Raw genomic sequence first — 9,804 nt, 5'->3', positions numbered from 1 at the left:
CCACCCACCACCCCGTGACCCGACCCGCAGCGACGTTACCCGGCCCGGGAGACAGAAAGGCCTCCCGTGCACCCGGCAGAGCTCGCTTATCCTTGCTGCCTTCCGGCCCTGGGGAGGTTCACGAGGTACCGCCGCACGGGAGGTGACGCCAAGCCTACCCGAAGGGTTGTGGATCTTCCGGGAGGGTGGGGTGGCCCGCCGTCGCGGGACCTGTATCCTGGCTCGCGGAGGATTCGCCTAGAGGCCTAGGGCGCACGCTTGGAAAGCGTGTTGGGTTTACACCCTCACGAGTTCGAATCTCGTATCCTCCGCTCGCTTGAGCAGGAAAAACGACAGGGCCGGCCCCCGCGGGACCGGCCCTGAGTCGTCTCTACGCTCGCCCTCGTCTCCCTTGCCATGGTCCGGCCCGCCTGGTTGCTCGCGGCCGGCCGCTCGGCCAGACCGCTGGCGGCTGTCATGAATCACAGAGATCAGCTCTCCCCGTCACTCGCGCGCAGACACAGGCTGATCTTTTGTCGCACTCCTGACGCTACGTAGTATCCGACCTTCACTTCAGTAAGGATGACCCGGATTCCGCAGGCCAGGTGGCCGCCGCCATTGACCTGCTCGCCGAGGAAGGCCCGGCCCTCGGGCGGCCCCTCGTTGACCATGTGAAGGGCTCCGACTACAAGAACATGAAGGAGCTCCGGCCGGGCTCGGCGGGGGATACGGAGATCAGGATCCTGTTCGCCTTCGACCCCCAGCGGGAGGCCATCCTCCTGGTCGCGGGTGACAAGGCCGGCAACTGGAAAGGCTGGTACGAGACCAGCATCCTCGAAGCGGACCAGAAGTTCACCGAGCACCTGCGAGAGCTGAAGGGACAACGCTGATGGCACGTAGCTGGCGGGACGTTCGCTCCCGCGCCGACCTGAACGAGACCACCGTCGAGCAGCACAAGGAGCGGATGCGCGGCGAGGTCCGCGCCGCGCGCCTGCGCGAGATGCGCGAGCGCAGGGGCCTGACCCAGCAGCAGGTCGCTGACCGCATGAAGGTGTCGCAGCCTCGCGTCGCGGCGATCGAGAACGGCGAGTTGCCGAAGGCCGAGGTCGGCACTGTTGTGCGTTACATCAGGGCCCTCGGCGGCAACGTGGAGATCGTCGCTGACTTCGAGGGCGAGCGGGTCACCCTCAGCTGAGTGGGCAAGAGACAGACACGAAGGGGCACCGCTTGCGGCGCCCCTTCGGCGTTCCATGGCACTCCTCACCCGGTGCCCAACTGGTCCCGCCGCCGCTTCAAGTACGCCGTCTCCGCGCTGTTCCCCGCCAACTCGATCGCCCGCTCGTACGCCTCCCGCGCCTCCCCACCCCGCCCGATCCGCCGCAGCAGCTCGGCCCGCGTGGCGTGGTACGCGTGATATCCCTCCAGCGGCAACCCCTCCACCTCGGCGAGCGCCACCTGCGGCCCGTCCAGTTCGGCGACCGCCACGGCCCGGTTGAGTCGCACGATCGGCGACGGGTCGACGCGTACCAAATGGTCGTAGAGCGCGGCGACCTGCGACCAGTCGGTGTCCCGCGCGTCGCGGGCGTCGGTGTGTACGGCGTTTATCGCGGCGAGGATCTGGTAGCGGCCCGGCGGCCGTGCGGCGGCGATGCACGCGCGGACCAAGGCGTGGCCCTCGGCGATGAGGTCGCGGTCCCAGGCGCTGCGGTCCTGCTCGGCGAGGACGACGAGTTCGCCGGTCGCGGAGACCCGGGCGGGCCGGCGGGCCTCGGTCAGCAGCATCAGAGCCAGGAGACCGGTGACCTCGTGGTCGGCGGGCAGCAGCGTACGGACCAGCCGGGTGAGCCGGATCGCCTCGCCGGTCAGGTCGGCGCGCACCGCCTCCTTGTCGGGGTCGGAGGCGAGGTAGCCCTCGTTGAAGACCAGGTAGAGAACGGCGAGCACGCCGGTGACGCGGGCCGGCAGGTCCTCGCGGGACGGCACCCGGTACGGGATCCCGGCCGCCTTGATCTTCGTCTTGGCCCTGGTGATCCGCCGGCTCATGGCGGCTTCCTGAACCAGGTACGCCCGGGCGATCTCCGGCACTGTGAGTCCGCCGACCAGGCGCAGCGTCAGCGCCACCCGCGCTTCCATGGCCAGCGCCGGATGGCAGCAGGTGAAGATCAGGCGGAGCCGGTCGTCGTCGATGACACCGAGCGGTTCCGGCACGTCGGTCAGCATCAGCGCCTCCCGGTGCTTGTCCTCCCGCCGGCTCTCGCGCCGGATCCGGTCGACGGCCCTGCGGTACGCGACTGTGGTGAGCCACGCGCCGGGGTTCGGCGGCACGCCGTCGGCCGTCCAGCGTTCGACGGCGGCGGCGAACGCCTCGGCGGTCATCTCCTCGGCCACGTCGAGATCGCCGATGCGCCGGGCGAGCGTGGCGACCACCCGGGCCCACTCCTCGCGGTGGACCCGGGTGAGCGCCTCGCCGACGTCTGTCACGCGCCCAGGAACGGCCGCAGCTCGACCCGCCTGTTGCACCGCTGCGACGCCAGCGCGGCGAGCGGGAGCGCCACGTCGAAGTCCGGCGCCTCGATGATCCAGAACCCGCCGACGTACTCCTTCGTCTCCAGGTAGGGACCGTCGGTGAACACCGGGTTCCCGTCCCGCGCGTCCACGACGGTGGCGGTCTCCGGTGCCGCGAGCCCACCGGCGAAGACCCAGTGGCCGTCGGCGCGCAGCCGCTCGTTGAACTCACCGATCGCGGCCATCTCCGCGTCGGTGGCCGAGCCGGTGGTGTCGTCGAGTACGGAGATCAGGTACTGCGCCATCGGTTCCTCTTTTACTATCGTCGGCCGCCGTCACCCCGGCTACGAACGCCTCCACCCCGATCCGACCACCTCCGCCGAGATCGACCAGGCGATTCTCGTACGCGAACGCCGAGGCCGCTGCCGACGGCGTGAGGACGGCCGACAATCGTCGGTATGGCCGACGAGCGTCCCCTGTACGAGCGAGATCCGGCAGCCTGGCAGGCCCACCTCGCCGAGGGCAACGCGCGGCAGCCCCGGAAGCGGGTGGGAGCCGACGTACTGCTGCGCAACGGTGACGGCGACGTCCTGCTGGTAGATCCGCGCTACAAGCCGGACTGGGACCTGCCGGGCGGCATGGCGGAGGCGAACGAGCCGCCGCACCTGGCCGCCGAGCGGGAGGTGCGCGAGGAGTTGGGTCTCGAACTGCGCATCGGACCGTTGCTGGTGGTGGACTGGGTTGCACCGCACGGCCCGTGGGACGACAGCCTGATGTTCATCTTCGACGGCGGTGCACTGCCTCCCGCCGAGCCGTTGAAACCGGCTGACGGCGAACTGGCCGACGCACGATTCGTTGCGCTCGATGATGCGCAGGGGCTGCTTCGCCCGTACGTTTGGCATCGGCTGCGTCACGCGGTGGCCGCGCTGAGCGACGGACGCCCGAGGTATCTGACCAACGGAACCACCTGAGATCGTCGTACACATGTTCTATCCACAGCCTGTGGACGCCGAGAGGACCGGATGAGTTACCAGCTCAGCGCCGTGGTCGCCGACGTCGAGCTGCTTCGCGAGCAGACCGCCGACCTGGACCACGCGGTGCTCGCCGCGCTCCGTCAGGACTTCGCGCTGCTGCCGGTGACCCCGCAACTGGTGCAGGAGCTGACCGGCGGGCTGCCGGACTTCGCCACCGAAGAGCCGCGCGCCGAGCGCCCATTCCGGCTGGTGCTCTCGCCGCCGCTGGCGGAGGTGCTGGCCCGCTGGTCGACCAGCGGCCCGGTCGCGTACCTGGAGGCGGAGTTCGCGGGCGGGCTGGGCCACCAGTCGGCGGTGGTGTGGCTCGGCGGCGAGGTGAGCTGGGGGCCGCGGTACGACGCCGCGCTGGACCGGCCGCGTACCGAGTGGCCGATCAACACGGCGCTGGCCAGGCTGGGCGCGGAGCCGGGCGCGTGGATCGACCCGTTCGCCGAGCTGGGCCTGCACCTGGAGCGCGACACCGACGGCTGGCTGACGCACGGCCGGCGCGGGCTGTCCGCCGACTACTGGGACGAGCTGGCCGAAGAGTGGGAACTTCGCCAATCCGGCCAGCACCAGCAACCTCATCGCCCCGGTCCCGTTGGTGACTGGGGGATTGCATGAAATTACGACAATTCGGCTTTATTGCCGTACTGCTTGCTGCCGCATCAGTGGCGGGCAGCGGCGTTCATCCACAGTGGCCGGTGCGGCCCGTCGGCGCCGCCCAGGTGGTCAGCCTGGAGGGCCTGCGCGACGCGGAGTTCGGCGCCACCGAGGCGGACCTGACCCGCCGCGGCGTGCTGCGCGCCGACGAGGAGGCCTGCGGGCCCGCACTCGTCGGACACGGGGCGGTCAGCCCGATCTTCGTCGACGACCGGCTCGTCCTGCTCTGGCTGGACGACCCGATGAGCACACCGGAGGGCATCAGCGCCGGCACGCCGATCGGCGAGGTCCGCGCCGCGTACCCCGGCGCCACCGACCTGCCGGCGCCGCCCGGCAGTCACCGCTTCGCCGGGCTGCTCGCCCGCGACGGCGACCGCGCGTACCTGTTCCTGCACGACGGCGTCACCGTCCGCGAGATCATCGCCGGGTACGCGGACTGGGCCCGCCGCCTCTTCGACGAGGGCTACGGCCCCTGCTGACATTCGGCTCGACCACCTGGCTGTAACCGGTGGCCCCCTGGCGGTGTGTATATGTGTGACGGCCAGGGAGAGGGACGATGCGGATGGGCACGAGCGACGACTTCGACGCCTTCTACGCGGCGACCTCGGCCCGGGTCCTGCACCAGGTCTACGCGGTCTGCGGCGATCTCGGCGAGGCACAGGACGTCGTGCAGGAGGCATACGCCCGCGCCTGGGCGCGCTGGTCGTCGCTGTCCGGCTACGACTCGCCCGAAGCCTGGGTACGAACGGTCGCGTGGCGGCTGGCCGCCAACCGGTGGCGCAGCGTCCGACGCTGGCTCGCCGCACGGGCGAGACTCGGCCCGTCCACAGAAGCGCCCGAGCCGTCACCGGACCGGGTCGCGGTCCTGGCGGCGCTCCGGCAGCTACCGGAGTCGCAGCGGCGGGTGGTGGTCCTGCACTACCTCTCCGACCTGCCGATCAGCGAGATCGCCGAGACCACCGGGATGCCCGCCGGCACCGTCAAGGTCTACCTGTCCCGTGCGCGTACGGCGCTCGCCCCGCTGCTCGATGCCGACGACGAGCGGAAGGACTCCGATGTCAGCACGCATCCGTGAGGCCATCGCGGCGCTGGAGGACGACACCGCCGCCCTGAACCTGGCGCCACCCGAGCGGGTCCGCGCGCGCGGCGAGCGCCTACGTCGACGACGGACGGCAGGCGGCGTGGCGCTCGTCGCGGTCCTGACAGTCGCGACAGTGTCCGCCGGCGTGGCCGCGACGAACAACGGAGGTACGGACGCCTCGCCCCCTGTTGGCACGGGAGCCACAGTGAACTGCGGCGATCACGTGCTCGGGCTCATGGACCGCATACCGGAAGCCGCGATCACCTGCTTCCTCGACGCGGTCCAGGCGCACCGCCCCGCCCGCCTCGCCGTGACCTCGTCGACGGACGAAGGCGACCCGATCCCGACCCTCTACGTCGTCGGCATAGACGGCACGGTGGAGGTGACCACCGACTTCCGCCAGGACAGGTTCGGCGGCGGGCAGGGTCTCGTACTGAAGAGGTGCACCGGCCCCGAGGTCACAAGCGGGAGGATCATGTTCCGGCAGTGCTCGTCGCCGGTACCGCGCTGACCACCCCCCGGGCGGCGAGAACGCCCGGCCGAGCTGACAGCGGTCAGTACTTCCGCGTCGGCTCCGCCGGCCCGGCACCCGGCACGCTCGCGGGCAGTGCCGGTTGCAGGGCCTCCAGCGCCCGGCTGACGCCCAGGCCGGCGAGGATCGCCAGCGCGAAGACGACAGTCGGCAGCCACCGGGGGCCGTCCGCGACGAGGATGATCATCTGCACCAGGCACAGCAGGGTGACCCCCAGCACGGTGCCCGCGAAGCCGCCCCGCCCGCCGGCCACGCTCACGCCGCCGAGCAGGACGGCACCGGCCACCAACGTCAGCTGGCTGATGTCGGCCGATGGGATTGCGGCACCGATCCGGCCGGCCAGCAGGACTCCGGCCGCGCCCGCGATCAGGCTGGAACCGCCCAGGCCGATGACCGCGCCCAGCAGCCGTGCACCGAACGGCGACAGCGGCTCCCCGGCGACGACCCGGTTGCCGCTCAGCGCCCGCCGCACCGCCGGGATCGACCACACCACCGCGCCGCCGATCGACAGCAGGAGAAACAGCACCAGCCACCCGGCCCCGGCACCGTCGGACCGGATCCAACCTTCGCTCGCGAGCCGCCGCGGACCGCCGCTGCCGGTGGTGGCGAGCAGAATGCCCTGCGTCAGGGCAAGCCCGCCCAGCGACACCGCCCACCCGGGCGCCTGCAGCAGCCCGGCGATCAGGCCCATCCCGAGACCGAAGAACGCCGCGGCGGCGATCGCGGCGACCGCCGCGACGAGGACCGGGGCGCCGGCGTCGAGCACCTCCGCGTACGTCAGGCCGGCGAGTGCCCCGACTGCGACGACCGCGAGGTTGGGCGTGGCGGTGCGCAGCGACAGCGCGAAGGCGGTCGCCAACAGGCCGGCGGAGGCGATGTTGAACACCAGCGGCGACAGCCGCGACCCGTCCTGGGAGTACCACACCACCGCGGCGACGACGGTCAGCGCCAGCAGCACCGCCTCCCAGATCAGGTGCGGCCGAAAGGAGCCACCGGAACGGGACATGACCGGTCCGGCGGGTGCCAACGGTTGTTCAGGCGTGAAAACCACAGCGGTTCCTCCCTTGAGCGGACGCTGACACTATCCCGCAGGACAGCGCAGATATACGAGCCCGGATACCTAGGGCGGGCCGGGGCCGAGTGCTCAGCTCCGTCCGGACGCTCGCCGCAGCAGCCAGGCGCTCACCGACCCGCCGGCCACAATCGCCACGGCCCCGGTGAACTGCCCGGCCAGCAACCCGGACCCCAGGGCCGCGATCATCACCGGGTGGAGAACATCGCCGGGTACGCGGACTGGGCCCGCCGCCTCTTCACGAGGGCTACGGCCCCTGCTGACCATCTGCTGCCCGGAAGCGGCAACCGACGAGATCGCCGCCGACCCTGGCGCTGGAACCCACCCCACTCGGCTGCGCGTCAGAGGGCTGTACCGAACTTGATCCGTTCCATGACGTCGATGACGTAGTGGACAATTTCGTCGACGCCCTGGGTGTAGGCAAAGATTCCGGGATGAACGCCGATCTGAGGATCGAAGCCCGCCGACGCGATGATCACAGGACTTCGAACTCCTCGACGCTTAAGGGCGTCGAGCAGGGTGATACCTGCACGCTCCGCTGGACGTTCCGTGTCTCGCCGCATGTCGCTGAGAATCAAGTCGTAGGAGCGGCTCCCGAGGTTGGACATAGCCTCGTCCGTGGAGTGTGACGTGTCTACGGTCATGCCGAGCTGCCGAAAGAGCTGAATCAGGGGCAAGTTCCATTCAGGGTTGTCATCCACCCAGAGGATTCGACCGCCCTTCAGTATCTCGGCCGCGTGTTGCAGCCGGGAAACGGCGGCACGCTGCTCACTGACGGAAGGTGGCGCGCTTGCCTCGGACCGGGACGCCGCTTCGACCAGCAACTGCTCGGCAAAGCCAAACTCGATCATTGGTGTCTTCACGCTGTGGAGGCGGCCGATCTGCGGGATGATCGCGTTCCGAAGGGAAAGGTAGACCAGCGCCGCGAAGGCAACCCAGAGAATGGCAGGCACAGCTTTGATCAACTCAATGGCGATGGTCTGGGACATCTGCTCTCCGTCCACCCCTGAACAAGCCCATCGAAGGATACCGTTCGCTGCCGAGTTGCGTCGATGCCTGCAACCCCCTTATTAGGAAGAGGCGTAGCGGATGGCCGACTCATTCCGACCGCCCACAGGTCGTCCGCAGGTTGCGATTTTGAGTCCGCCGCATCCGGTAGCGACCACGGAGCTGTCGCTATTGCCTCCCTGGCACCAAACAGGCACGCTTTCGGCTATGACTCCGGAGAAGCGACTCCAGCAGATGATTGAGGATCTTCGGCGAATGCGGATGCAGTGCGAGCCCAAGTCAAACCAGAACCCTCGATACCTGCGATACTCCACCGCCGTCTCGGCGTTGCGCTGGATCATCGACGATCTGGCCAAGGACTCAACAACCCGGCGGCAGGATGACTGACGAGCGGAATCGAACCGCCGCCCCCGCCGTCTAACAAGCGGCATCAGGCGGACGGCGACTTGATGAGGCGGAAACGACGAAGCGCCCGGATCAGTCCTCCTGGACTGCCGGGCGCTGCGCCTCCTCAAAGGCGGTGGCGGCGGGATTTGAACCCGCGGAGGGCGTAAACCCTCACACGCTTTCGAGGCGTGCTCCTTAGGCCACTCGGACACGCCACCGCCGACGAGGGTACAGGACCGCCGGCTTGGACGCCGAACCGGTATCCCTCGGCCCGGCCTGGCAGGATCTTTGCCATGAGTACGCACATCGGCGCTGAGCCGGGAGAGATCGCCGAGCGGGTCCTGATGCCGGGTGACCCGCTGCGGGCCAAGTGGATCGCGGAGACCTACCTGGAGGGGGCCCGCTGCTACACGACGGTGCGCGGCATGCTGGGCTTCACCGGCAAGTGGAACGGCGTTGACGTGTCCGTCCAGGGCTCCGGCATGGGCATGCCGTCCGCTTCGATCTACGCCCACGAACTGGTAAACGAGTACGGCGTGAAGTCGCTGATCCGGGTCGGCTCCTGCGGCGCGCTGACCGAGGATCTGCAGCTGCGGGACGTGGTGGCGGCGATCGGCTCGTCCACCGACTCGAACATGAACCGGATGCGCTTCGACGGGCTGATCGACTACGCCCCGGTGGCCGACTTCGGGTTGCTGCGTACCTCGGTCGAGGTGGCCGAGCGGCGCGGCATCAGCATGCGGGTGGGGCCGATCCTGGCGGCGGACGCCTTCTACACGGACCGGCCGGACCTGTACGACACGCTCGCCGACTACGGCGTGCTGGCGGTGGAGATGGAGTCGGCGGCGCTCTACACGATCGCGGCGCGCTTCAAGGCCCGCGCGCTGACGATCCTGACCGTCAGCGACCACATCAAGACCGGCGAGAAGACCACGTCGCAGGAGCGTGAGCAGACGTTCGGCCAGATGGTCGAGATCGCGCTGGACACCATCATCGCCTGACCTGATCGACCCTGGGCCGCCCCGTCACCGCAAGGTGGCGGGGCGGTCGCGCGTTACCCGGGTCACAAAAATAAATACGACCGGTCGTGCTTGTTTCCCGATACGCTGCCCGCATGACCTCCGACGGCCGCGTCGCCCGTGGCGACCGCACCCGCACCGCGGTGCTGGACACCGCCGTGGCGCTGGCCACCGAGGTCGGCCTGCACGGCCTCTCCCTGGCCCAGCTCGCCGACCGGCTGGAGGTGAGCAAGTCCGGCCTCTTCGCGCACTGGCGCTCCAAGGAGGCGCTGCAGCTCGCCACCGTCGACCGGGCCGTCGCGCAGTGGCAGGAGATGATCGTCGCGCCCGCCCTGGAGGCGCCCCGGGGCGTACGCCGGCTGCGCGCGCTGCACGAGGCCCGGATCGACTTCTACGCCGCCCGGGTGCTGCCCGGCGGCTGCTTCTTCGCCAACACCGAGTTCGAGTACAACGCCCGCCCCGGCCCGGTCCGCGACCGGCTCGCCGAGGCGTTCGCCCGCTGGACCGCGCTGCTGGAACGCCTCGTCCAGGAGGCGGTCGACCTC

General features: G+C 69.8%; 13 protein-coding genes, 2 tRNA genes, 1 other RNA gene and 1 pseudogene. 11 read left to right on the top strand and 6 right to left on the bottom strand.

Annotated elements, in window-relative coordinates:
- Positions 1 to 55 precede the first annotated feature (55 nt).
- An RNA gene (gene ffs, locus KBX39_RS12970) (signal recognition particle sRNA small type) lies at positions 56 to 145 on the bottom strand.
- 81 nt (positions 146 to 226) lie between these two features.
- Here ffs and KBX39_RS12965 point away from each other — a divergent pair.
- The 3 genes and pseudogenes from KBX39_RS12965 (at position 227) to KBX39_RS12955 (ending at position 1,174) form a co-directional block, all read left to right on the top strand.
- Positions 227 to 311 (top strand) — tRNA-Ser (locus tag KBX39_RS12965).
- A 264-nt stretch (positions 312 to 575) separates the two neighbouring features.
- A pseudogene (locus KBX39_RS12960) lies at positions 576 to 869 on the top strand (type II toxin-antitoxin system RelE/ParE family toxin); the annotation flags it as partial.
- Complete coding sequence (locus KBX39_RS12955; RefSeq protein WP_043327835.1) at positions 869 to 1,174, top strand: helix-turn-helix domain-containing protein; 306 nt, start codon at positions 869 to 871, stop codon at positions 1,172 to 1,174. The pseudogene KBX39_RS12960 and the gene KBX39_RS12955, both read left to right, overlap by 1 nt.
- A 65-nt stretch (positions 1,175 to 1,239) precedes the next feature.
- Here the strand turns inward: KBX39_RS12955 and KBX39_RS12950 are convergent, their stop codons facing one another.
- Both KBX39_RS12950 and KBX39_RS12945 read right to left on the bottom strand, forming a co-directional pair.
- The gene (locus KBX39_RS12950; protein WP_210870676.1) at positions 1,240 to 2,460 is read right to left on the bottom strand and encodes an RNA polymerase sigma factor; all 1,221 of its coding nucleotides are present in this window, start codon (positions 2,458 to 2,460) and stop codon (positions 1,240 to 1,242) included.
- Entirely contained in the window at positions 2,457 to 2,789 is a 333-nt protein-coding gene (locus KBX39_RS12945; RefSeq protein ID WP_210870673.1) for a YciI family protein, read from the bottom strand. The genes KBX39_RS12950 and KBX39_RS12945 overlap by 4 nt, the downstream gene beginning before the upstream one ends.
- 153 nt (positions 2,790 to 2,942) lie before the next feature.
- Between KBX39_RS12945 and KBX39_RS12940 the strand changes: the two genes are divergently transcribed.
- The 5 genes from KBX39_RS12940 (at position 2,943) to KBX39_RS12920 (ending at position 5,752) form a co-directional block, all read left to right on the top strand.
- On the top strand, positions 2,943 to 3,455 hold the full coding sequence (locus KBX39_RS12940; protein WP_210870671.1) for an NUDIX hydrolase: 513 nt from the start codon (positions 2,943 to 2,945) through the stop codon (positions 3,453 to 3,455).
- A gap of 51 nt (positions 3,456 to 3,506) precedes the next feature.
- Positions 3,507 to 4,121 carry a hypothetical protein gene (locus tag KBX39_RS12935; RefSeq protein ID WP_210870668.1) on the top strand — a complete coding sequence of 205 codons (615 nt, stop codon included), beginning with the start codon at positions 3,507 to 3,509 and terminating at the stop codon, positions 4,119 to 4,121.
- Positions 4,118 to 4,639 carry a hypothetical protein gene (locus KBX39_RS12930; protein WP_210870665.1) on the top strand — a complete coding sequence of 174 codons (522 nt, stop codon included), beginning with the start codon at positions 4,118 to 4,120 and terminating at the stop codon, positions 4,637 to 4,639. The genes KBX39_RS12935 and KBX39_RS12930 overlap by 4 nt, the downstream gene beginning before the upstream one ends.
- A gap of 83 nt (positions 4,640 to 4,722) precedes the next feature.
- Positions 4,723 to 5,235: a SigE family RNA polymerase sigma factor gene (locus tag KBX39_RS12925; RefSeq protein WP_036343304.1), complete on the top strand. Its 513-nt coding sequence runs from the start codon at positions 4,723 to 4,725 to the stop codon at positions 5,233 to 5,235.
- Positions 5,189 to 5,752 carry a DUF4362 domain-containing protein gene (locus tag KBX39_RS12920; RefSeq protein ID WP_210870663.1) on the top strand — a complete coding sequence of 188 codons (564 nt, stop codon included), beginning with the start codon at positions 5,189 to 5,191 and terminating at the stop codon, positions 5,750 to 5,752. Before KBX39_RS12925 ends, KBX39_RS12920 begins: the two co-directional genes overlap by 47 nt.
- Positions 5,753 to 5,795: 43 nt before the next feature.
- Here the strand turns inward: KBX39_RS12920 and KBX39_RS12915 are convergent, their stop codons facing one another.
- Both KBX39_RS12915 and KBX39_RS12910 read right to left on the bottom strand, forming a co-directional pair.
- Positions 5,796 to 6,779 (bottom strand): hypothetical protein, encoded by a 984-nt coding sequence (locus KBX39_RS12915; RefSeq protein ID WP_210870659.1) that lies wholly within the window; start codon positions 6,777 to 6,779, stop codon positions 5,796 to 5,798.
- Positions 6,780 to 7,186: 407 nt separating this feature from the next.
- Complete coding sequence (locus KBX39_RS12910; RefSeq protein ID WP_210870656.1) at positions 7,187 to 7,834, bottom strand: response regulator; 648 nt, start codon at positions 7,832 to 7,834, stop codon at positions 7,187 to 7,189.
- A gap of 226 nt (positions 7,835 to 8,060) precedes the next feature.
- Here KBX39_RS12910 and KBX39_RS12905 point away from each other — a divergent pair, with 226 nt between their 5' ends.
- Positions 8,061 to 8,240, top strand: coding sequence for a hypothetical protein (locus tag KBX39_RS12905; RefSeq protein WP_210870653.1), 180 nt, complete (start codon positions 8,061 to 8,063; stop codon positions 8,238 to 8,240).
- 131 nt (positions 8,241 to 8,371) lie between these two features.
- Here the strand turns inward: KBX39_RS12905 and KBX39_RS12900 are convergent.
- A tRNA-Ser gene (locus tag KBX39_RS12900) sits at positions 8,372 to 8,458 on the bottom strand.
- Positions 8,459 to 8,533: 75 nt separating this feature from the next.
- Here KBX39_RS12900 and deoD point away from each other — a divergent pair.
- Positions 8,534 to 9,241 (top strand): purine-nucleoside phosphorylase, encoded by a 708-nt coding sequence (gene deoD, locus KBX39_RS12895; RefSeq protein WP_043327826.1) that lies wholly within the window; start codon positions 8,534 to 8,536, stop codon positions 9,239 to 9,241.
- A 113-nt stretch (positions 9,242 to 9,354) separates the two neighbouring features.
- A partial coding sequence (locus KBX39_RS12890) for a TetR/AcrR family transcriptional regulator (protein ID WP_210870651.1) occupies positions 9,355 to 9,804 on the top strand: 450 nt, incomplete at its 3' end.

Source organism: Micromonospora sp. D75 (genome assembly GCF_018070405.1).
GTDB lineage: Bacteria > Actinomycetota > Actinomycetes > Mycobacteriales > Micromonosporaceae > Micromonospora > Micromonospora chalcea.
The sequence above is the reverse complement of the archived record's forward strand: the minus strand, read 5'-3'. Positions and strand labels throughout refer to the sequence as shown.